The sequence below is a fragment of the Curtobacterium sp. HSID17257 genome, assembly GCF_003989515.1.
Lineage (GTDB): Bacteria > Actinomycetota > Actinomycetes > Actinomycetales > Microbacteriaceae > Curtobacterium.
The window spans coordinates 18,555-40,061 of sequence record NZ_RBLU01000009.1 but is presented as its reverse complement, the minus strand read 5'-3'; the positions used below and the strand labels follow the sequence as shown (position 1 = coordinate 40,061).

22 protein-coding genes are annotated in these 21,507 nt (G+C 71.2%); 15 read left to right on the top strand and 7 right to left on the bottom strand.

Annotation, left to right across the window (positions count from 1 at the left end; translation table 11 throughout):
* Nucleotides 1-38: 38 nt before the first annotated feature.
* The 6 genes from D8M35_RS03270 (at nucleotide 39) to D8M35_RS03240 (ending at nucleotide 7,355) form a co-directional block, all read left to right on the top strand.
* Nucleotides 39-1,337, top strand: a complete 1,299-nt coding sequence (locus tag D8M35_RS03270) for an ABC transporter substrate-binding protein (RefSeq protein ID WP_126890544.1) — start codon at nucleotides 39-41, stop codon at nucleotides 1,335-1,337.
* Nucleotides 1,338-1,347: 10 nt separating this feature from the next.
* Nucleotides 1,348-2,298 (top strand): carbohydrate ABC transporter permease, encoded by a 951-nt coding sequence (locus D8M35_RS03265; protein WP_238638070.1) that lies wholly within the window; start codon nucleotides 1,348-1,350, stop codon nucleotides 2,296-2,298.
* Nucleotides 2,298-3,203, top strand: a complete 906-nt coding sequence (locus D8M35_RS03260) for a carbohydrate ABC transporter permease (protein WP_174234680.1) — start codon at nucleotides 2,298-2,300, stop codon at nucleotides 3,201-3,203. Before D8M35_RS03265 ends, D8M35_RS03260 begins: the two co-directional genes overlap by 1 nt.
* Before the next feature lie 77 nt (nucleotides 3,204-3,280).
* Nucleotides 3,281-4,942 (top strand): glycoside hydrolase family 13 protein, encoded by a 1,662-nt coding sequence (locus D8M35_RS03250; RefSeq protein ID WP_126890543.1) that lies wholly within the window; start codon nucleotides 3,281-3,283, stop codon nucleotides 4,940-4,942.
* 224 nt (nucleotides 4,943-5,166) lie between these two features.
* A complete protein-coding gene (locus D8M35_RS03245) occupies nucleotides 5,167-6,132 on the top strand; it encodes an ABC transporter ATP-binding protein (protein ID WP_126890542.1) in 966 nt (321 codons plus the stop codon).
* A complete protein-coding gene (locus D8M35_RS03240) occupies nucleotides 6,129-7,355 on the top strand; it encodes an ABC transporter permease (protein WP_126890541.1) in 1,227 nt (408 codons plus the stop codon). The genes D8M35_RS03245 and D8M35_RS03240 overlap by 4 nt, the downstream gene beginning before the upstream one ends.
* Before the next feature lie 63 nt (nucleotides 7,356-7,418).
* Here D8M35_RS03240 and D8M35_RS03235 read toward each other — a convergent pair whose 3' ends face one another.
* Together D8M35_RS03235 and pnuC are read right to left on the bottom strand one after the other, a co-directional pair.
* Complete coding sequence (locus D8M35_RS03235) at nucleotides 7,419-8,051, bottom strand: TetR/AcrR family transcriptional regulator (RefSeq protein WP_126890540.1); 633 nt, start codon at nucleotides 8,049-8,051, stop codon at nucleotides 7,419-7,421.
* An 82-nt stretch (nucleotides 8,052-8,133) separates the two neighbouring features.
* Nucleotides 8,134-8,799, bottom strand: a complete 666-nt coding sequence (pnuC, locus tag D8M35_RS03230; RefSeq protein ID WP_126890539.1) for a nicotinamide riboside transporter PnuC — start codon at nucleotides 8,797-8,799, stop codon at nucleotides 8,134-8,136.
* Nucleotides 8,800-8,898: 99 nt separating this feature from the next.
* Between pnuC and D8M35_RS03225 the strand changes: the two genes are divergently transcribed.
* On the top strand, nucleotides 8,899-9,441 hold the full coding sequence (locus tag D8M35_RS03225) for a hypothetical protein (protein WP_126890538.1): 543 nt from the start codon (nucleotides 8,899-8,901) through the stop codon (nucleotides 9,439-9,441).
* Nucleotides 9,442-9,473: 32 nt separating this feature from the next.
* Here the strand turns inward: D8M35_RS03225 and D8M35_RS03220 are convergent, their stop codons facing one another.
* Nucleotides 9,474-10,232 carry a TetR/AcrR family transcriptional regulator gene (locus D8M35_RS03220; protein WP_126890537.1) on the bottom strand — a complete coding sequence of 253 codons (759 nt, stop codon included), beginning with the start codon at nucleotides 10,230-10,232 and terminating at the stop codon, nucleotides 9,474-9,476.
* A gap of 85 nt (nucleotides 10,233-10,317) precedes the next feature.
* Between D8M35_RS03220 and D8M35_RS03215 the strand changes: the two genes are divergently transcribed.
* Entirely contained in the window at nucleotides 10,318-11,184 is an 867-nt protein-coding gene (locus tag D8M35_RS03215; protein WP_126890536.1) for an NAD(P)H-binding protein, read from the top strand.
* A gap of 90 nt (nucleotides 11,185-11,274) precedes the next feature.
* Here the strand turns inward: D8M35_RS03215 and D8M35_RS16325 are convergent, their stop codons facing one another.
* Both D8M35_RS16325 and D8M35_RS03210 read right to left on the bottom strand, forming a co-directional pair.
* Nucleotides 11,275-11,436: a hypothetical protein gene (locus tag D8M35_RS16325; protein ID WP_153257425.1), complete on the bottom strand. Its 162-nt coding sequence runs from the start codon at nucleotides 11,434-11,436 to the stop codon at nucleotides 11,275-11,277.
* 596 nt (nucleotides 11,437-12,032) lie between these two features.
* Nucleotides 12,033-12,563 carry a hypothetical protein gene (locus D8M35_RS03210; RefSeq protein ID WP_126890535.1) on the bottom strand — a complete coding sequence of 177 codons (531 nt, stop codon included), beginning with the start codon at nucleotides 12,561-12,563 and terminating at the stop codon, nucleotides 12,033-12,035.
* 128 nt (nucleotides 12,564-12,691) lie between these two features.
* On the opposite strand from D8M35_RS03210, the gene D8M35_RS03205 reads away from it, so the two are divergent.
* Nucleotides 12,692-12,994 carry a hypothetical protein gene (locus D8M35_RS03205; RefSeq protein ID WP_126890534.1) on the top strand — a complete coding sequence of 101 codons (303 nt, stop codon included), beginning with the start codon at nucleotides 12,692-12,694 and terminating at the stop codon, nucleotides 12,992-12,994.
* Nucleotides 12,995-13,033: 39 nt separating this feature from the next.
* Here the strand turns inward: D8M35_RS03205 and D8M35_RS03200 are convergent, their stop codons facing one another.
* Nucleotides 13,034-13,531 carry a hypothetical protein gene (locus tag D8M35_RS03200; RefSeq protein ID WP_126890533.1) on the bottom strand — a complete coding sequence of 166 codons (498 nt, stop codon included), beginning with the start codon at nucleotides 13,529-13,531 and terminating at the stop codon, nucleotides 13,034-13,036.
* A gap of 120 nt (nucleotides 13,532-13,651) precedes the next feature.
* On the opposite strand from D8M35_RS03200, the gene D8M35_RS03195 reads away from it, so the two are divergent.
* Entirely contained in the window at nucleotides 13,652-14,206 is a 555-nt protein-coding gene (locus D8M35_RS03195) for a hypothetical protein (protein WP_126890532.1), read from the top strand.
* Between the two features lie 280 nt (nucleotides 14,207-14,486).
* Nucleotides 14,487-15,059 carry a TetR/AcrR family transcriptional regulator gene (locus D8M35_RS03190; RefSeq protein WP_126890531.1) on the top strand — a complete coding sequence of 191 codons (573 nt, stop codon included), beginning with the start codon at nucleotides 14,487-14,489 and terminating at the stop codon, nucleotides 15,057-15,059.
* A gap of 12 nt (nucleotides 15,060-15,071) precedes the next feature.
* Here the strand turns inward: D8M35_RS03190 and D8M35_RS03185 are convergent, their stop codons facing one another.
* Complete coding sequence (locus D8M35_RS03185; RefSeq protein ID WP_126890530.1) at nucleotides 15,072-15,947, bottom strand: aminoglycoside phosphotransferase family protein; 876 nt, start codon at nucleotides 15,945-15,947, stop codon at nucleotides 15,072-15,074.
* Nucleotides 15,948-16,138: 191 nt separating this feature from the next.
* Between D8M35_RS03185 and D8M35_RS03180 the strand changes: the two genes are divergently transcribed.
* The 4 genes from D8M35_RS03180 to D8M35_RS03165 all read left to right on the top strand — a co-directional run bounded on the left by D8M35_RS03180 (nucleotide 16,139) and on the right by D8M35_RS03165 (nucleotide 21,504).
* The gene (locus tag D8M35_RS03180) at nucleotides 16,139-17,908 is read left to right on the top strand and encodes a hypothetical protein (protein ID WP_126890529.1); all 1,770 of its coding nucleotides are present in this window, start codon (nucleotides 16,139-16,141) and stop codon (nucleotides 17,906-17,908) included.
* 116 nt (nucleotides 17,909-18,024) lie between these two features.
* Entirely contained in the window at nucleotides 18,025-19,500 is a 1,476-nt protein-coding gene (locus D8M35_RS03175) for a cryptochrome/photolyase family protein (RefSeq protein ID WP_126890528.1), read from the top strand.
* Nucleotides 19,501-19,711: 211 nt separating this feature from the next.
* On the top strand, nucleotides 19,712-21,040 hold the full coding sequence (locus tag D8M35_RS03170) for a GNAT family N-acetyltransferase (RefSeq protein WP_126890527.1): 1,329 nt from the start codon (nucleotides 19,712-19,714) through the stop codon (nucleotides 21,038-21,040).
* The gene (locus tag D8M35_RS03165) at nucleotides 21,040-21,504 is read left to right on the top strand and encodes a DUF2087 domain-containing protein (RefSeq protein ID WP_126890526.1); all 465 of its coding nucleotides are present in this window, start codon (nucleotides 21,040-21,042) and stop codon (nucleotides 21,502-21,504) included. Before D8M35_RS03170 ends, D8M35_RS03165 begins: the two co-directional genes overlap by 1 nt.
* The last annotated feature ends 3 nt before the right edge of the window (nucleotides 21,505-21,507 follow it).

The window sequence follows — 21,507 nt, the reverse complement described above, 5'->3', positions numbered from 1 at the left end:
AACGGCAGGGACGCCGGGTCCGGACGGACGGAGACGACGTGCAAGCACACGCCACCACCAGGAGCGCGGCCGGGGTCACCCGCCGCGGGTTCCTGCTCGGTGCGGGCGGTATCGGCGCGGGCCTGGCACTCGCCGGGTGCGCCCCGCTCGGAGGATCGAGCAGCCGACCCGAGACCATCACCTTCTACGTGTCGAAGCCCGAGGTCATCGGGTACTTCGACGACGTCATCGCGAAGTTCCACGACAGCCAGTCGAAGATCCGCGTGGTCCGCGACTCGACGTCGAACATGTCCGCGAACTTCGTCCGGAACCGGCCGCCGGACCTCGGGTGCCTGAACTACAACTACGCGATGGTGTCGTTCGTCGAGCACGGGGCCCTGACCGACCTGTCCGACCTGCCCGAGAAGGACACGATCAACCCCGACCTGTGGCCGCTGATGCAGCAGACCGCGGACTACCCGGGTCGGACGAGCGTCCTGCCGTACTCGGTCACCGCCGCGTCCGTCATCTACGACAAGCAGCTGTTCGCCCAGCAGGGCCTCGAGGTGCCGACGACCTGGAGCGCGTTCACCGACGTGTGCAAGCGACTCGTCACGGCCGGGATCACCCCGATGTACGGCACCTACAAGGACAACTGGACCATCGCCCAGGGCATGTTCGACTACTCGGTCGGCGGCATGCTCGACGTGCCGGCGACCTTCGCGGCACTCGACAGCGAGGGCACGTCGGTCGGCAGGGGGTCGAAGGTGTCGTTCGAGAAGGACTTCGCCGCTCCGGTCGGACGCATGGTGGACCTGCTGCAGTGGCACCAGGAGGGTGCGGCCAGTCGGGGCTACGGCGACGGCAACCTGGCGTTCGCGCAGGGGAAGGCCGCGATGTACCTGCAGGGCCCGTGGGCGCTCGGCGAGATCGCGAAGACGAACCCCGACATGGACCTCGGCACGTTCCCGTTCCCCGCGACCGACGACCCCGCCGACAACAAGGTGCGCGTCAACGTCGACCTCGGGCTGTGGATCCCGGAGGCGTCCCGGAAGCAGGAGGCCGCCCGCGAGTTCCTGTCCTTCCTGATGAGCCCGGCGATCAGCGACCAGTACAACGCCGACAACAACGGCTTCGGCGTCCGCAAGGACTCCCCGCCGGTGTCGAACCCCGCGCTCAGCGGCATGCAGGACTCGTACGACCGCGCCGCGTTCTACCTGGGCGCCTCGCAGCTCATCCCCGCCGAGATCCCGGTGGCGAACTACCTGCAGTCCATCGCCTTCGGCGGTGCGCCCGAACCGCAACTCCGCACCCTCGACGGCGACTGGGCGCGGCTCGCGCTCCGGTCGGCCGCGTAAGGAGACGACCTTGGCCACCACGACCACCGAATCGATCACGACGGCGGACCGCCGCCGCCGGGGCGGAGCCGCACCGCGCCTCCAGGCCGGCAGCCGCGGACGCGGGAAGCGCGTCGACCCGCTCTTCCTCGTGTTCCTCGTCCCCACGCTCGTGCTCTTCACGCTCGCCATCACGCTCCCCGCGGTGATGGGCATCGTGCTGAGCTTCACGAACTCCGTCGGCTTCGGCGAGTTCCGGTTCACCGGCCTGACGAACTACGTCGCGGTGTTCTCCGACCCCGCGATCCTGCAGGCGTACCTGTTCACCATCGGCTTCTCGCTCGTCACCGTGCTCCTGGTGAACGCGGTCGCGTTCCTGCTCGCGATCGCGCTGACGTCGAAGATCCGCGGCAAGATCGCGCTGCGTGCGGTCTTCGTGCTGCCGATGGTGATCTCCGGCATCGTCATCGCCTACGTGTTCTCGTTCCTCTTCGCGAACAGCCTGCCGGCGCTCGCGTCCGCGCTCGGCTTCGCCCCGCTCGAGCAGAGCATCCTGGCGAACCCGGACCTGGCGTGGGTCGCGATCGTCCTCGTGACCGCGTGGCAGGCGATCCCGTCGACGCTCCTCATCTACATCGCCGGCGTCCTGTCGATCCCCGGCGAGGTCTACGAGGCGGCGGCGCTCGACGGCGCCAGCGCGTGGCGGCAGCTGGTCTCGATCACGGCACCGCTGACGGCGGGCTACATCCTCATCAACCTGGTGATCGGGTTCAAGAACTTCCTGAACTCGTACGACATCATCGTCGGCCTGACCGACGGTGGCCCGGGCACCTCGACCACGTCGGTCGCGATGTCGATCTTCAAGGGCTTCAGCGGCGGCGACTACGCGTACCAGATGGCGAACGCGACGATCTTCTTCGTGATCGCCGTGGTCATCGCCGTGATCCAGCTGCGGGCGACCCGCGGGAAGGCAGCGCTCTGATGACCATGCAAGCACCCCTCCGCCCGGGCACGACGGCCACCGGCAGCATCCGGTCCGTCGACGCCGACCGCACTGCCGGACGTCGCGGCGAGCGCTTCAACTGGCCGGTCACGATCGTCCTCGCGCTGTGCACGCTGTCGGTCCTCGTCCCGCTGTACGTCACCGTGACGATGGCGTTCAAGACGACGTCGCAGGCCGTGGACGGCAACGCGTTCTCGCTGCCCGCGCCGTTCAGCGTCGACGGCTTCGTGCAGGCCTGGGAGCTGACCGACTTCCCGCGGGCGTTCGGTGTCTCCGTGCTCATCGCGGCGATCACCGTCGTCGGCACGATCCTGCTCGCGTCCTTCACCGCGTACGCCATCGCCCGGAACTGGGAGCGCCGGTTCTTCCGCTGGTCGTTCTTCTACCTGCTCGCCGCGATGTTCCTGCCGTTCCCGGTGCTCGCGCTGTCGCAGGTGAAGCTCACCGGTCTCGCCGGACTGGACAACCCGTTCGGCGTCGCGATCCTGCACGTCATGTTCCAACTGTCCTTCAGCGTGCTGCTCTTCACCGCGTTCCTGCGCTCGATCCCGGCGGAGCTGGAGGAGAGTGCACGCATCGACGGCGCGAGCACGGGGCAGGTGTTCTGGCGTCTGGTGTTCCCGCTCCTCGCACCGATGAGCGCCACCGTCGGCATCTTCGCGTTCCTCGCGTCCTGGAACGACTTCGTGATGCCGTCGCTGATCACCTCCGACCCGGCGCTGCAGACCCTGCCGGTGCTGCAGCAGATGTTCCAGACGCAGTTCAGCAACAACTACAACGTGTCGTTCGCCTCGTACCTGATGGCCATGGCACCGGCGATCCTCGTCTACCTGGTCACCCAGCGATGGGTGATGGCCGGTGTGACCCAGGGCGCGATCAAGTGACCCACGCGGCCACGACCGGCACTGCCTCCGCCACCGACACGACCACCACCACCCGCACGACCAACGAAAGGCCCGACGTGACCGACACGCTCGTCCAGCCCGCAGCATCCACCGACGCCGAGACCTGGTGGCGCCAGGCGAGCGTCTACCAGGTCTACCCGCGCTCGTTCGCCGACGCCGACGGCGACGGGATCGGTGACCTGCGCGGTGTGACCTCGCGCGTGCCGTACCTCGCCTCGCTCGGGATCGAGGCCGTCTGGCTCAGCCCGTTCTACCCGTCCGCACTGGCCGACGGCGGCTACGACGTCGACGACTACCGCGACGTCGACCCGCGCCTCGGCACCCTCGCCGACTTCGACGACATGGTCGAGGCCCTGCACGGCGCCGGCATCCGCGTGATCGTCGACATCGTGCCGAACCACACGAGCGACCGGCACGAGTGGTTCCGCGAGGCCCTGGCATCGCCGAAGGGCAGCCCGGCACGCGACCGCTACGTCTTCCGTGACGGCACCGGCCCCGACGGATCCGAGGCGCCGGCCGACTGGGTGTCGATCTTCGGCGGCCCGGCGTGGACCGCGGTGGGCGACGGCCAGTGGTACCTGCACAACTTCGCGAAGGAGCAGCCCGACCTGAACTGGGCGAACCGCGAGGTGCGCGACGACTTCCTGCACACGCTTCGCTTCTGGTCGGACCGCGGGGTCGACGGCTTCCGCATCGACGTCGCGCACGGCCTGGCGAAGGACCTGCCCGCGGGCGAGCTGCCCACCTGGGCCGAGGTCCTGGCGGCGCCGAAGGACGGGTCGCACATCCTCTGGGACCGCGACGACGTGCACGAGATCTACGCCGAGTGGCGGAAGGTCTTCGACGAGTACACCCCGGCCCGCACCGCGGTCGCCGAGGCGTGGGTCGCCGCCGACCGCCGTGCCCGGTACGCGAGTGCCGAGGGGCTCGGGCAGGCGTTCAACTTCGACCTGCTCGAGGCCGACTTCGACGCCCAGCAGTTCCGCACGATCATCGAGTTCAACCTCGGCCTCGCCGAGCAGTCCGGTTCGTCGACCACGTGGGTGTTCTCGAACCACGACGTCGTCCGGCACGCCACCCGCTACGCACTCCCCGCCCGCGACGGCGACGAGCAGAAGCAGGGGTCCGCGTGGCTGCTCGCCGGCGGCGACCAGGCGGCGCTCGACCGTTCGCTCGGCCTCCGACGCGCCCAGGCGGCGACGCTCCTCGAGCTCGCGCTGCCCGGCTCGGCCTACCTGTACCAGGGCGAGGAGCTCGGGCTGCACGAGGTGGGCGACATCCCGGACGCCGACCGCCAGGACCCGGCGTTCTTCCGGAACCCGGGCGTCGACGTCGGCCGTGACGGCTGCCGCGTCCCGATCCCGTGGACGCGGCAGGGGTCGTCGTTCGGCTTCGGCGAGGGCGGCTCGCACCTGCCGCAGCCGGCGTGGTTCGCCGAGTCGTCGGTCGAGGCGGAGGACGCCGACCCCGACTCGACGCTGAACCTGTACCGGAAGGCCCTGGGCCTGCGCGGCCAGCTGCAGTCCGAGGAGCACCTCGAGTGGCTCGAGACCGGCCGCGACGACGTGCTCGCGTTCCGCCGGCCGAACGGCTGGACGAGCGTCACGGTGTTCGGCGACGAGCCCTACGTACTCCCCGCCGGCGAGCTGCTGCTCGCCTCCGCGCCGGTGGCAGACGGCGCACTGTCGGGTGTGGGGACCGCCTGGTTGCGTTCCTGACGCAGCCCGGTGGCGGACTGGAGGCGCGGTGCGGGCAGGCACCGCGCCTCCAGTCCGTCAGGGGGCCGTTCCGCGTGCCTGGCGGAAACGGGCGTACCTGGCCGGAACGGGCGTACCTGGTCGAACCGTTCGACCAGGTACGCCCGTTCTCGCTTCCCATCGCAGGCGTTATGGGAAGGAACGGGCGCGCTGAACTCGCGGTGTCGGTCGGTAGGGTCGGCACCATGAGCGGTGCGGCCATCAGCGTGCGGGACTTCGTCATGCGCTTCGGCGACCGGGACGTCGTCGACGGGCTGTCGTTCGACGTCGCCCCCGGCGAGACGTTCGGGCTGCTCGGCAGCAACGGCTCCGGCAAGACGACCACGATCCGGGCGCTCCTCGGCATCACGACGCCGACCTCCGGCACGCTGCACATCGACGGAGCGCCGTACCGTCCGGCGACCGGAGGGATCGGCTACCTGCCCGAGGAACGCGGGCTCTACCGCAAGGAGTCCGTGCTCGACGTCATGACCTACTTCGGCACGCTGCGGGGGTTGCGCCGTCCGGAGGCCGCCGCGTGGAGCACCGAGTACCTGGCGCGCGTCGGGCTCGCGGACCGCGCGAAGCTCCGGGTCGACAAGCTGTCCGGCGGGCAGCAGCAGAAGGTGCAGCTCGGGATCACGATCATGGACCGCCCGCGCCTGCTCATCCTCGACGAACCGACGAAGGGCCTCGACCCGGTCAACCGTCGGCTGCTGCTCGACCTGGTGGACGAACGGAAGGCGGACGGCGCGACCGTGGTCCTCGTGACGCACCACATGGACGAGGTCGAGCGGCTCTGCGACCGGATCCTGCTGCTCAAGGACGGTCGGGCGGCCGCGTACGGCAGCATCCCCGACGTGCAGGACGCCTTCGGTGGTGCCGTCGCCCGGGTGCAGCTCACCGGCTCGGTCCCCCGCTCCCCGCTGTACGAGCTGGCCCGGCACGAGGGGCACGTCGCGCACCTCGTGCCCACGGCGGACGCGGCGGTCGACGGGTCGGACGTCCTCGCCTCGCTCGTCGCGGCCGGGGTGCACGTCACCGGGTTCGAGATGCGACGGATCCCGCTCGACGAGATCTTCGTCCAGGTCTACGGCCACGACGCCGGTGAGGACCGGTCCGCGGACGGCCCGACGACGACCACGGGCACCGCGCGCGGGGCAGCCGCGTGAGCCGGCTCGGGACGGTCGTCCGCTTCGAGTTCGTGCGCACGATCAAGAAGCCCGCGTTCTGGATCGGCACGCTCGCGCTGCCGATCGTGGTCGTCCTGGTCTCGGTGCTCGTCGGCATCGGACAGGCGGCCGGCTCCGACTCGATCTCGGCGAGCACGTCGGCGGCGAAGACACCGTTCCGGTACGTCGACCACTCCGGTCTGGTGTCGGCCAGGATCGCCGCGGAGTGGGGCGGCTCGCCCTCCGACGACCCGGCAGCCGACCGGGCGGCAGTCCGGGCGGGCACGCTCGACCTGTTCGTCGAGTACCCCGAGAAGCCCTCGTCGCAGTCGATCCGGCTGGACGCCGCCGACCGCGGACTGTTCGAGAACGGCGGCTACTCGACGCTCGCCGAACGCGTGCTCGAGCGGAGCGTCGCGGACTCGGTGGGCGACGACGAAGCCGTCGCGCTCCTCCGAGCACCGCCGTCCACCGACCTGACCACATACGCGGACGGCCGGGTGGCGCCGGGCTGGTTGTCGATCGTGCCGCCCCTGCTGTTCCCGCTCGCGTTCTTCGGGATCGTGATCCTGCTCGCGACCCGGATGGTGACGGTGGTGGTCGAGGAGAAGGAGAACCGCATCTCCGAGATGATCCTGACCACGGTGACGGCCGGTGACCTGATCCGGGGCAAGGTCCTCGCCATGCTGCTCGTCGGGCTCGTGCAGGTCGGGGTCGTCGTCCTGCCGGGGCTCGCGGTGGCACTGGCCGCACTGCCCCTGGTCGCCTCGCGGCTCGGCGGTCTGACGGTGGACCCGTGGCGGATGGTCGTCGGAGCCCTGCTGCTCGTCGGCGGGGTGCTGCTCGCCTGCGGCCTCTTCGTCGCCGTGGGTGCCGCCGTGCCCTCGATCAAGGACGCCTCGACGCTGCAGTCCGCCGCGATCTTCGCCCTGATCATCCCCCTCTACGCGGCGTTCTTCGTGATGACGACGCCCTCGTCACCGGTGGCGGCGTTCTTCACGTGGTTCCCGACCTTCACGCCGATCACGGCGATGGTCCGGAACGCGGTCGGGTCGCTGTCCGTCGCCGAGTCGGTCGTCTGCATCGTCGAGGTGTTCGCCGTCGCCGCACTGCTGCTCTGGTTCGCCGAGTACCTGTTCCGCCACTCGGTCGCGCAGTACGGGTCGAAGGTCAGCCTCAAGCAGATCGCCGGGTGGCGGAAGGGCCGGCCCCGGACCCGCTGAAGCGGGCGCGACCCGCTGAAGCAGGCTCAGCCACGGACGAGCGCCCCGGGCTCAGCCGCGGGCTCAGCCGCGGACGAGCGCCGCGTCGAGGTCCCAGGCCACGGGTTCGGGCTGGCGCCACCCGTACCGGAGCGTGTGCACGGCGCGGTCGTACTCGACCAGCACGTCGAGGTACGGCCGGACGAGCATCTGCACCTGCAGCCCCTCGTGGACGGCGAGCAGCTGGGTGGCTGCCTGGTGCGCCGGGATGCCGATGGTCTCGACCCCGGTGGCGATGTCACGCTGCAGCCCGACGGTCAGCTCCTCGACGTACTCCTCGAACCGCTTGCGGAAGAAGCCGGCGAAGTCACGCTCCGAGGCGGCGAGGGGCAGCACGCCGGCGAGCAGCCGGACGAGTCCCGGGTCGGCGACGTCCTCGGCGAGGGTCATCCGCACGTGGTCGATCGTGCACCGCGGCACGGACGAGCGTCGGGAGCCGCGGAGCTGGAGCCAGCGGTCGTAGGCGACCAGGAGCAGTCCGTCCCAGGTCGGGAAGAGCCGATCGACGACCGCGCGGTCCACGCCGCACGTCTCGGCGACCGTGCCGGCGTCGACCTCGTGGAACGGGTGCAGCCGGAAGGCCCGGATCGCGCCGCGCACGATCCGCTCGGCCGATGACGCGTCGTCCTCGACGCGCCCGCCGTGCATGTCTGCCATCCCGACATTCCATCGCACCGGTGCCGCGGTGTCCCCACCCAGTGCGGGGGCCAGTCGACAGGTGTCGCACCGGTCGAGTGCGTCAGCCCACCGTCACCGGCGCGGCCGAGGGCTTCCGCCCCTGCTGCATCCAGACGAAGAACCCGGTCAGGGTGAACACCCCGTAGAACACGTACATGAGGCCGGACGCGTAGTACCCGGCCGAGAAGAGCAGCGGCACACCGACCAGGTCGACCGCGACCCAGACGAGCCAGAACTCGACCCACCCCTTCGCCATGCCGTAGGTCGCCAGCACGGACCCGACGAAGATCCAGGCGTCGCTCCACACCGGCTCGTACGAACCGAGGGCGCGGAACACCGGGGTCAGGACGGCGGTGCCGCCCACCAGCGCCAGCACCAGCAGACCGCGGGTCGACCAGGAGGCCCACCGCGGCTCCACGACGGTCGTCGCCTCGTCCGCGCGGTGCGTCCACCGGTACCACCCGTAGACGCTGACCGCGATGAACATGACCTGTCGGCCGGCCTGGCCGAGCAGGTTCACCGGGTTCGGGGTGTCGAAGAGCGCACCCATGAAGACCGTGAAGAGCAGGGCGTTGCCGAGGATCCCCACCGGCCAGGCCCAGACCTTGCGGCGCATCCCGCCGAGCGCGCTGAGCAACCCGAACACGTTGCCGATCACCTCGCGCCAGAGCACCGTCTGGTCACCGATGACGAGCTGCGCGTCGAACAACCACCGCACGATGCCCATGGGCCCTCCTCGTTCCGAGACCGTGCAACCGTACGGGCAGCAGACGCATTCCACCGGCCACGAGACCCCGCGTGACGCGCCGGGCTAGGCTCGGGCACCGTGACGGACGGGGTCGTGCAGGACGCGGTGCAGCGCACCCGCGCTGCCCTCGACGAGGCCGCGGCCCGCCTCCGGGGAGCCGGCGTCCGCGACGAGGCCCTCGGCGAGTACGTCGAGCCGCGCGCCGTCCTCGGCATCCGGCGGGAGCCGACGATCCGCTCCCTCGGCCGGGTGTGGCGCGTCGGTGCGCTGCTGCTCGGGTCCTCCCCCGAGACGGCGGGTCGGGTCTGGGCGACCGGCCGGATCACCCGGGTGACCGATCCGGGTCGTCAGCAGTTCGTCTCGGTCTCCGCCGAGGTGCGTCGCGCGTACCGGGCCGCCGCGGCGAAGGGGCAATTCGCCGCGGGCGACACGGTCAACCACGGCGCGGTACCCGTCCCGCTCGACGACTCGCTCGTCGGCGCCGACGGCGTGCTCGCCGTGGTCGACGGCGAACCGGTCGTCCGCTGGTCCCCCACCGCCGGGACCGCCGTGCCGCTCGAGGACTACCTGCGCGACCGGGTCGCCCTGCTCGTGGACCCGCCGAGGGGCGCGACCGACTGAGCCGCGGGCCCGGTGCGACGACGGGCAGGGGGTCAGACGGCGTCGGACCCGGATCCCTCGCGTTCCGCCACCACGCGGTCGAGCCACTCCGCGAGGACGGCACGCTCGCCCGCCGACAGTCGGTCGAGTTCGTCGACGCCGGCCCGCAGGGTCAACGCCGCCGTGCGGAGCGGCCGGGCGGCACCGGGGACGACGTCGCGCTCCGGGACCACGACCTGTGTCTCGAGTGCGGCCCACATCGCGTCCGCCAGGGCCGGGTCACGCGCACCCTCCGGTTCCGCCAGGATCGCGAGCACGGCCCCGGTGCCGGCGGCGTGCACCAGCCGGACCGCCTCCGACTCGCGGACGAGCAGGCGTCCGGCCGCAGCGACCCGTCGCAGTCGTTCTTCGAGCACACGCAGCCCGGCGGCCACCGCAGGTGAGCCCCGCCCGCGGCGCGGGTCGCTCATGATGACGAACAGGTCGGGGTTCGCGAGGCCGAAGGCGACGGTCGCGTCCCACCCCGCCCGGAGCGCCTCGACCGGGTCGGCCCCGTCCCCACCAGCGGCGTCGGCCACCGCTGCCTTCTCGGCGCTGAACACCGTCATGGTGTGCTCGGCGACCGCGTCGAGCAGCCCGTCCTTGTCGCCGAAGAGCCGATAGATGGTGGGCGCCTGCACACCTGCCCGCGCAGCAACTGCTCGGGTCGTCACCGCGTCGACGCCGTCGTCGTGCAGCAGGTCGGCAGCGGCGAGCACGATGCGGTCGCGGACGTCTCGGCGGGCGTCGGTCTCCGGCGTGGTGCTGCTCACGGAGCAACGCTAACAGGTGCTTGCTTCCAGCGGAAACCAGCGCTACCGTTCTGGTGTTTCCACCGATAACAGGAATGAGCGCACCATGATCACGATCACCGGGGCGACCGGCGCCCTCAACGGCGCCACCGCCGACCACCTCCTCCGACAGGTACCGGCCTCCGAGCTCGTCGTCGTGACCCGGGACCCCGCCCGCGCAGCGCGGTTCGCCGAGCGCGGCGTGACGGTCCGGCAGGGTGACTACGACGACCGGGCTGCTCTCACCGCCGCCTTCGCCGACACCGACCGCCTGTTGCTCGTCTCATCGAACGACCCCACCGGGGACACCGTCCGGCAGCACCGGAACGCCGTGCAGGCGGCGACCGCTGCCGGCGTCGGACACGTGTTCTACACGAGCCACCAGGGCGCAGGGGCCGGATCGCCCTTCGTCCCCGCACAGCACCACGCGGCCACCGAGGACCTGCTCGCCGACGCAGGCCTCCGGTGGACCGCGCTCCGGAACGGGTTCTACGCGCACAGCCTGCAGTGGCTGCTCGGGCCGTGGGCGGAGACGGGGACGGTCGCCCTGCCGGCGGACGGCCCGGTCTCGTGGACCGCTCGCGAGGACGCCGCCGAGGCCGCCGCCGCCCTGCTGCTGCAGGACACCCCTCCCGAGGGGCCGGTGACCGTCACAGCGCCCGCCGCGCCGACCTTCGCCGAGCTGACGGACCGGCTGGCCGAGCGGGTCGGACGCGACGTCCGCTTCACGCTCGTCGACCCGGATCGCTGGGTCGAGGGGGCGGTCGGTGCCGGGCAGGACGAGCGCATGGTCCGGTTCCTGCTCGGGATGTACCAGGCCGCGGGCGCAGGGTGGTTCGCCGGCACGGACCCGACGCTCCGGACGCTGCTCGGACGCGAGCCGCGGTCGGCGGACGACGCGCTCGGCGACATCGTGGCTGCCGCCGCTCGCTGAACGCACGCCGCTGCGTGGACCCGAGCGCGTGGTCCACGCCGAACCGGTCGGCCGACGAGCACGAGCTCGCGGCCGGCCGGCCGGCCGGTATCAGCGTCGTGACGGAGCGGCGACCCACTCGTCGAACGACGGCCCGACCACCTCCGTGCCCGCACCCGGCAGGAGCGCACCGTCCCGGAACGCGCGCCCGAGACGCCCGGGGAGGCGGAGCGACAGCGCGCGGACCCCGGGACCGGGCAACGCCCTGGTCATCTCGAGGAGTGTCGTGCGCTCCGGACCGGCGACCACCGCTACCGCATCGGCCGCCGGCACCGCCCTCGGGTGGAACGCCGGCCGCCCAGCGACTCCACGCAGGCGGCGCGAGCACGGGAACCCCTCAAAGGGTGGGCGTCAACGCGTGCCCCATCATGCACGCGAAGGCCCGCCGCAGTACGGCCGCTGATTCTCCCGGCCGAGGCGACCTGCGCTCACCCCTGACACCCTGACCTCGAGGAGACACACGTGCACGACACCGTCGCCACATGCCCCGCTGCGACTGGACCTCCGAGCCCACCGCCGACCCGGCACCCGCGGTCGCCTTCCACCAGGCGAACGACTGCCCCGAGCGGTAGCCCCGATCGGCGGCATCAACCTCAGCGCCGACTTCAACGCCACCCTCGTCCCTCGACGCCCTCGACGCCCTCGATGCCCTCGCGGGATGGGACCAGAACGCTGTCGACGCGTCGACCCTGTCGATCGCGTTCGTGAACCAGGGCGCGCGGACGACCCCGCCCTCACCGCGTACCGCACGAGGAGCAACCTCCGACCTGATTTGTTGACGTTCCTCTGTGAGGGAACGCCTCCTGAACTCATCGCGTCGGCTCGTCCGGATCGGCCTGCCACCGCAGCCGGTCAATCGTGTCCTCTAGAGTCGGGATCGGGATGTCTTCCCGACGGCGACGTCGCTGCGGCCCCTTCCACTCGACGCGTAGCACTCGACGCCCCTCTGCCTGGGTGAAGCTGTCAACGGCCTGACGCTCGTACTGGTAATCCTTCGACAAGGGCAGACCGGTGACCTGCCAGCGCCGGAACTCACCAGCCTCAATCAAGGGCCACTTGGCGGCAAAACCCTTGATGTCAGTCGGGTCGAAAATTGCTCGCACTGTTACCTGCTTCACCGTGTCGGTGCCGTGGTTCTCAAGCCGCAGCTGCATCCCAGGCTGTGCGTTTTCCCATTCCTTAGTGATGTCCCACCCCGGGGGAACCTGCCGGTCAACACGCAGCACCCAAATCGGATCTCTGTAGTGCTGCGTCAGCTTGTACGCCCTGTACGCGATACTCGCGCTGATGATCGCCACTAGGACTGCGACAGCACTCAGAATCAGACCCAACGCGCTCACGCGCTGAGCCTACTGACACCAACGCACGCACACCTTCGATGAGCACCCAGGCGAGCACGGAGCCGAGAACCATGATCGACGACATGACCACGCCTGGTCCGGTCCAGGACCCCGCCGTGCGTGCGCGTGTGGCTGCGCTGCACGCTGAGGGCAGGGGTCGGAACGCGATCGCCGCGGAGCTCGGCCTCGGGAACTCGACGGTCGCTCGGATCACGAAGGCGCTTGTGTTGGACTTCTCCCGGGCGCAGGACGCGGTCGCGGTCCACGCCCGGTTGACAAGGCTCGCGGAAATGCACACTCGCCTCGCCGAGAAGATCGCGGCCATCGCCGGCGGGCAGCTCGATCGCGCCCGGAAGCCAAACCTCGTGTACTCGTTCGGCGGGGAGGAGAACACGTTCAACGAAGAAACCCTCGACCAGCTCGCTGCTTGACACGCTCGCCGCCGGGTTCAAGGCCGCCGCGGACTCCTACTATGCGCCCTCGTCCGTCGACTCAAGATCTAACTCGGCGAGCTCGTCCCGCCGCGATGGGAGTGTCTGCATCGCCCACACCTGTCGCTCGGCGCTGAGGGACACGAACAGGTAGAAGGCACCCACGATCATCCCGACACCCATGGCGAGGACGAGGCCCGACAGGAACCCCGGGAACTCCGGCTCTTTACCGTCGGTCGCACGCGCCAGGTCGATCCCCCAGCTCGCCACCAGCACTGGGCCGGAGACGGTCAGTAGCCAGGCAAGGGAGCTGAACCGGCGCAACACAGGACGAAGCTCGCGGTACGCGATGCGCTCGACCAGCCGAGCGCGGACGTCCTCGAGTACCTTCCGGTGCTCACCGGTGAGTCCTGACTCACGAAGCAGGCCGTCGACTCGCTCAAGTCGGCGCAACGTCGTCCGGTCGGCGATGAGGGCAGCGATCAGCGCGACGACCACGGCGCTGATCGCTGTAAGCACGGGAGCGAACCAGTCCATCCCCGCATCCTCCCCGATCTCGGGCAGTGATGCCACGGACGCCCGGTCCCGGAGCGCTTCGTATCGCTGCCAGGTCGGTGCACCGCACGACGTGTCTGCCGCGCTGTGTACCGTCGCCACATGACCTGGTGGACAGAGCCCTGGTGGGCTGGCGTGCAGGGCGTTTGCTCCGTGATCGGGGTCCTCGCGATCACGATCGCCGTCGCCGACTTCCTCATCCGCATCAATCACGAACCGCCGATCGCCATGGCGTTCGGGCTGAAGCGCGACGGTGAGCATGTGCGGGACGAGCGGCATCCGTACGTGACTGTGACCGTCACTGCTCGGCCGATGGGCGCTCACGTGCTTTACGAACCGGAGTGGCGTGTGTGGGGCTATGACGCCGTCACAACTCCTGAGATCGCACCGGTCCTCGACGTCCGCTCTGATCCTGCCAGCATCACGCTCTACTTCCCCCACGATGTGGATCTCGCGGAGGTACACGTCGGCGTGCTCTGGGTCGTGCCTCGACGCTTCGGGCCCTACGCAGCCGGCGCACGCACGACGCTGGACGCCGAGGCCGAGTACGAGCGGTGGCGCATCTTCCGGTGGCGCCACTGGCCCCGCAAGGCGAACGGGCGATGGGTCACGACCAAGGAGGCCGGCAAGCGGAGCCCGATGCACATCCCGCTCTGAACTCTCCGAGGAGGTGGCGTTTCCGCCCCGGCGCTCTTCCCGAAGCAGGTCTGATCGATCACCGCTTCCACGACCCGGAAGCTGGCCCTCTGGGTTGGCGCCGTGTCCGGCGGGAAGATGATCGCTTCTCTTTTCGCGTTCCTGTTCGCCGTCCCCGCCGCCCGCGACATCGGCCTGCTGGCCATCATCGGCAGGACGCTGCAGACGATCGAACGCAACATCATCGAGCCGCTGCAGAACCCGAACCTGTTCGGTGCTCTCGCCGCGCGGACCGTGCACCATGGGACGACGCGAGGACCTCGCCGACGCAGCGGTCCGCCTCGTGGCGCGCGGGGGCGCGCGGTCGCTCACGCACCGTGGTGTCGACACCGAGGCAGGCGTCCCACCCGGGTCGACGACGTACTACGCGTCCACACGCCGCGCCCTGCTCGCACTGGTCGCGGCACGGATCACCGAGCAGCTGGCGGCGGACGTCGCCGGGCTCCGACTGCCGGAGGACCCGGACGACGCCGCGGTCGTGGCCGTGGCGACGGGGTTCCTCGACGCATTGGCCGCCCGCAGCGACGCACAGGCCGCGCGGCTGGCACTCCTCGTCGAGCTGCGGGACGACACCGAGCTCCGCGCTCCCCTGACCGGAGCCGACCCGGTGCGCGACGAGCTCGTCCGTGCAGCTCGATCCCTCCTCGACGGCATCGGCGTCGTCGATCCGGATGCGACTGCACCGGACCTCGTGGGGGTCGTCGACGCCCTGCTGCTCTACCGCGTCGGCACGGTCGCCACGGTCGCCACGGTCGCCACGGTCGACTCCACCGCGGTGCTCACGGCCTACGTCGTCGGACTCGAGCGACGCTGATCCCCACGACGGTCAGGTCGCGAGTCGGTCCGTCACCGCTGCGCGCCGCATCGCGTCCAGGCCGTCATCGAGCGCCCCACGGCTGACCGACCACAGCGCCGACTCGACCAGCCGCGCCGTGCACCAGGCGGCGATCCGGTCCTCGGGCTCACCGGTCGCGTCCGCGAGCACGGCGACCCGGTGTCGGACAGCACGCAGGGGGTCGTCCGCGCGGAAGGGGTCGTCGACCTGCACGAGCAACGGGCACAGGTCGTAGGCAGGATCGCCGACCATCGGCTTCGGGTCGATGACGAGCCACGGCTCCCGCCGGGCCGCGAGGACGTTGCCCGGGTTCGCGTCGCCGTGCACGACCACCGACCGTGCGGCACTGCGGGGAAGGGTGCGGAGCAGGTCGGTGCCGCGGCGCACGAGCCCGGGGTCGAACGGTGGCGCGAGCTCGCGCATCCGGGCATCCGCGAGCGCCGCCCACTCCGCGGCGACGTCGGCGACGCACTCGAACGGGTGGTCGTCCGGGACCCCGGTCGCCCAGAGCCGGGTGAGGAGGCCGGCCGCGGTGCGGAGGCGGTCCGCGGCCGGCAGGTCGTCGCGCTCCACGAGTCGGGTGCCGGGGTCGCAGTGCTCGAGCAGGAGCACGAAGGGGTCGACGGCGAGCAGGCGGACCGCACCGGTGCCGTCCCACCACGCGAGCGCTGCGGCCTCGTGCTCGGCCTCACGGTGCGGGAGGGACAGCTTGAGGACGGCATCGCCACCGTCGGGCAGCCGCACGGGCACGACGTGCGAGACGCTGCCGCCGGCGTACGGCTCGCCGGGGCGCAGGTCCCAGCGCTCGACCGCGCGGGCGAGCAGACGCGGGACGGACGCACGCCAGTCCTGCTCGGTCGGCCACATGCGCGCAGCGTACCGACCGCCGGACCGGGAGCTGCGGGGCGGGCGCGGTCCGGGCCTCCCGACCGGCCCCCGAACGGGGTACGCACTTGTCCGCCGCAGCACCGACTGCCGCGGCACCCGGGTGGGTCTACCGTCTGTTGCGGGCGGCAACGGGGCCGCCCGACGACGAATCGAGCATCATGCAACGACGGATGAGCACGCTCCTCGCGACGATGACGGCGGTCGGCCTGGTCGGCGCCCTGACCCCTGCCCTGCAGGCACAGGCAGCCGTCCCGACCAGCGACACCCCGGACTTCGGGAGCAACGTCAAGGTCTACGACCCGTCCACCCCGACGTCGACGATCCAGGCCGACGTCGACGCAGCGTTCAACTCGCAGCTCCGCAGCACCAGCGCGCAGTTCGGCTCGCAGCGGTACGCCTTCCTGTTCAAGCCGGGCAGCTACGGTCGGGTCTGGGCGAACCTCGGCTTCTACACCTCGGTGGCCGGTCTCGGGAAGAACCCCGACGACGTGACGATCTCCGGCGCGCTCAACGTCGACTCCGGCTGGAACGCCGGCGACGAGAAGAACGCGACGCAGAACTTCTGGCGGTCGGCGGAGAACCTGTCGGTGGTGCCCGAGGGCGGGACCGACCGGTGGGCGGTGTCGCAGGCCGCACCGATGCGGCGGGTCCACGTCAAGGGGAACCTGACCATGGGGCCGTCGAACCAGGACGGCGGGCAGGGGTACTCGTCCGGCGGCTACATCGCCGACTCGAAGGTCGACGGCACGGTCACGAGCGGGTCGCAGCAGCAGTGGTACACGCGGAACTCGACGCTCGGCAGCTGGCAAGGCGGCAACTGGAACATGGTGTTCTCGGGCGTGCAGGGCGCGCCGGCGAACGACTTCTCGAAGAGCTTCACGACGCTGTCGACCACCCCGGTGACGCGGGAGAAGCCGTACTTGTACGTCGACTCGTCGAACCGGTACCACGTGTTCGTGCCGTCGCTGCGGACGAACTCCGCAGGGGTGACGTGGCCGAACACGCCGGGGACGGACATCCCGATGCGCAACTTCTACGTCGCGCACCCCGGTGACAGCGCGGCGACGATCAACAGCGCACTCGCGCAGGGGCTGAACCTGTTCTTCACTCCGGGCACCTACCAGCTGGACGCCGCGCTGAACGTCACGCGTCCGGACACCGTCGTCACGGGCATCGGCTTCCCGACGCTCGTGCCGACCGCCGGCAACGCCGTGCTCACCACCGCCGACGTCTCCGGGGTGAACGTGTCGAACCTCGTGGTGGACGCGGGGACGCAGAACAGCGCGCAGCTCGTCCGACTCGGCACCAGCGGCTCGCACGCCGACCACGCGGCCGACCCGCAGAGCATCCAGGACGTGTTCTTCCGCGTCGGGTCGAGCATCCAGGGCAAGGCGTCGACGACGCTGCAGGTCAACGCGGACGACACGCTGGTCGACCACATCTGGGCGTGGCGGGCCGACCACGGCGGAGCAGCGACGGGGTGGAACGTCAACACCGGCGCCCGGGGCGTCGAGGTGAACGGGGACGACGTGCTCGCCACGGGGCTGTTCGTCGAGCACTACCAGCAGTACGAGGTGCTGTGGAACGGCAACCGGGGTCGGACGATCTTCTTCCAGAACGAGATGCCGTACGACGTGCCGGACAACGCCTCGTGGCAGAGCCCGACCGGGGCCGGCTACGCGGCGTACAAGGTCGCGTCGGGGGTGACGAACCACGAGATCTGGGGCGGTGGCGTGTACTGCTTCTTCAACACGAACCCGGCCGTCCACGCCGACCGGGCGTTCGAGACCCCGACCGGCTCGGGCATCAGGGCGCACGGGCTCGTGACGGTGTCGCTCGGGGACACGGGCACGATCTCGAGCGTCATCAACGGGGTCGGCGGGGCGGTGCCGACGCCGGCGGGCAACACGGCGCCGAACCGGCTCGCGTCGTACAACTGACGCGGCTGTCCAGCGGCACCGGGGCCGTCGACGACACTGCTCGTCGGCGGCCCCGACCACGACCGGGGCACAAGTCCCGTCAGCCCGTCGTCACACGCCGTCGGTACCGTCCGGGCATGGCACCCGACCGCACCAGGCTCGTCCTCCCCGGACAGTACGGACCGCTGTTCGACGACGGCGGCCCCGCGCTCGTGGTCGAGGCCCGCGAGTTCTTCACCGCCCGACCGGTGCACCGCGCGAAGGCGCACCTCTGGCTGAGCGCCCTCCGGCACCGCGTGCGCGAGCTCGGCGACCGGGCCGAGCACGTGCAGGTCGAGACCTTGAAGGACGCCCTGGTCGGACGCGACGACCTCGACGTGGTCGACCCGCCGTCCCGCACCCTCCGCGCGCAGGTCCGGCACTGGGGCCGCCGCACCGAGGTCCTGCCGAGCCGCGGGTTCATCACCGACGAAGCCGAGTTCGCCGAGTGGGCCGCCGAGCGCACGGGGCGCTTCCGGATGGAGACCCACTACGAGCGGGTCCGCCGCCGCGAGGGCTGGCTGATGTACTCGGACCAGCCCGTCGGCGGGAAGTTCAGCCTCGACGACCAGAACCGCGAACCCCCGCCCAGGGGTGCGACGACGCTCGGGCTGCCGGACCCCTGGTGGCCGACCGAGGACGGCATCGACGACGAGGTCCGCCACGACCTCGACCGCTGGGAACGCGACGGCGACGTCCGGTTCGTCGGCAGGGACGACACCCGCCGCTTCGCGGTCACCGCCGACGAGGCCCGACAGGCCCTCGACGACTTCGTGCAGGTCCGGCTCGGGGACTTCGGGCCGTTCGAGGACGCCACGCTGACGAACGACTGGACGATGGCGCACTCGCTGCTCAGCGTGCCGATGAACCTCGGCGTGCTCGACCCGTTCGAGGTCGTCGAGGCGGCCCTCACCGCGCACCGCGACCACGACGCCCCGCTCGCGAGCGTCGAGGGCTTCGTCCGCCAGGTCGCCGGCTGGCGCGACTACGTCTGGCACCTCTACTGGTGGTTCGGCGACGACTACGGCGCCGACGAGAACGCCCTCGGCGCCCACGAGCGGCTGCCCCGCTGGTGGCAGGAGCTCGACGCGTCGGAGATCGACGCGGTCTGCCTGTCCACCGCGATCGAGGGGCTGCACGACCACGGCTGGCTGCACCACATCCAGCGACTCATGGTGCTCGGCAACTGGGCGCTGCAGCGCGGGTACGACCCGGTGCACCTGACCGAGTGGTTCACCGACGTGTTCGTCGACGGCACCGACTGGGTGATGCCGGCGAACATCATCGGGATGTCGCAGCACGCCGACGGCGGCATGGTGGCGACGAAGCCGTACGCGTCCGGCGGGCGGTACATCGACCGGATGTCCGACCACTGCGGCGGGTGCCGCTACGACCCGACGAAGCGGCTCGGCGAGGACGCCTGCCCCTTCACGGCGGGGTACTGGGCGTTCCTGTCGCGCACCGAGCCCGCCCTGCGGGACAACAACCGGATGGCGCGGCCGCTGCAGCAGATGCGGAAGCTGGCGGACCTCGACGAGGTGGTGGCGCAGGAGGCGCGACGCGGCACGCCCTGACCGGCCGCGGCAGGCCGGGTGGCCACGGGGCGGACGGGAGGCTCGGTGCGACGCCGCCACGAGCCTCCCGTCCGACGTCCGTCACCACCGCGCACGCAACCGGCGTGCGTTCATGGAGCAGCAGACGTCGGGTCGCCCCAGTCCACCCGACGGTTCCTGCTCCACCGAGCGAGGGAGGCGCCCGTGAGGAGCGCCCCGGTAGGGTCGGCTCGTGGCCAGCAACGACGCATTCGACGACCGCTACGACCTGCGCGAGTTCGCGCCGACGACCGACGACCAGGGCGCTCCGACACCGGAGACGGAGGCGTGGATGCACGCCGTGGGGCTCGGCTTCCACGAGCCGCACCCCGATGCCGAGGGCGCCGCGCGGATGGCGTCGCACTTCCTCGAGGACCAGGAGACGTTCCTCGGTGTGTACGTGCGCGAGCCGCTCCCCGGATCGGTCGACGAGACCTGGCCGGCGGGGACCTTCACGTGGTTCCGCAAGCGCCTGACCTGGGACGAGGGCGCCGCGATCGACACCCAGGCGATCTCCGCCGTCACGGTCCGGCCGACCGAGCGCCGTCGAGGGATCCTCCGACGGATGATGACGCACGCGCTCGAGGGCGGTGTCGCCGAGGGCTACGCCGTCGCGTCGCTCACCGCGTCCGAGGGCACGATCTACCGACGCTTCGGCTTCGGCTGCGCCATCCGCGAGCGAGCGGTCACCGTCCGCCGCGAGCGTGCCCTGCCGCTGCTCGCACCGACGACCGGCACCGTGACGGTCGTGACGCCGGAGTGGCTCGCCGAGGGCACCGGCCGCGCCGTGTTCGACCGGTTCGACGCGCGCACCCCCGGCTCGATGGTCCGGAACGCCGGCACGTGGCCGATCGTCCTCGGGCAGCGGAACGGCGACGGCTCCCCGGCGAAGGACGTCCGCGCCGCGGTGCACCGCCCGGAGGGCGCAGGGTCCGACCCGGCCGAGATCGACGGCTACGTGACCTGGCGCGTGAAGGAGGGCACGGGCGACACCGTGCTCGAGGTCGTCGACCTGGTCTACGCGACCGATGCCGCGTACCTGTCGCTGTGGGAGTTCCTGCTGTCGATCGACCTGAACGACGTGGTGAAGTACAACCGCTCGCGGCTCGACGACCCGATCGTCGCGGCGCTCGGCGACAACCGTGCGTACGACGTCGAGCACGAGGAGGACCACGTGTGGCTCCGGGTGCTCGACGTGCCGGCGGTGCTCACCAGCCGCCCGTACGCCGTCGACGGGTCGGTGACGCTCGCGGTCGCGGACGCGATGGGCTTCGCGGCGGGCACCTACCGGCTCGACGTCGTCGACGGGCAGGGCACGGTGACGCGCCTGTCCGACGGCGACGACGGCGAGGCCGACCTGCGGCTCGACGTGGCGGACCTCGGCGCGGTGCTCATCGGTTCGGTGTCCCCGGTCACCCTCGCCGCGGCCGGACTCGTGCGGGCGGCGGACCCGGCGGCACCGGCGCTGCTCCGGGCGATGCTCACGCCGACCCGCACGCCGCACGGGATCACGTACTTCTGATGCCGGACGGCGAGCTCACCACGTCGATCGGACGTGCGCGGCAGGCCGTGGCCGTGCTGGCCTCCCCGACGCTCCGCGCCGCGGTGGTCGGTGGCGGGACGCTCGACGACCGGACCGCGGCGTCCGTGGCGGCGTTCGACTGGCTGGGCGACGGCGGACCGGACAGCGCCGTCCTCGGACGGACGACGAAGGACCTGCAGCGGTTGCAGGGCCCGGCTGCGCTGCTCGAGTTCGGGCGGATCGAGCGCATGCCCGTGCCGGAGGACCAGCGGCACCCGGTCTCGGTGCGCATCATCGGCATCGTCGGGGATCGCCTCGGTCGAGCGCGGCCGGTGTCGGAGCGCGAGCTCAACGCGGCGATCGCGATGTTCTGCGCCGACGTCGCGATCGTCCGGCGCGACGCGGTCGACCTCGGTGTGCTCGAGCGGACGGACGACGGCGCGGCCTACCGCTTCACCCGCTGACGA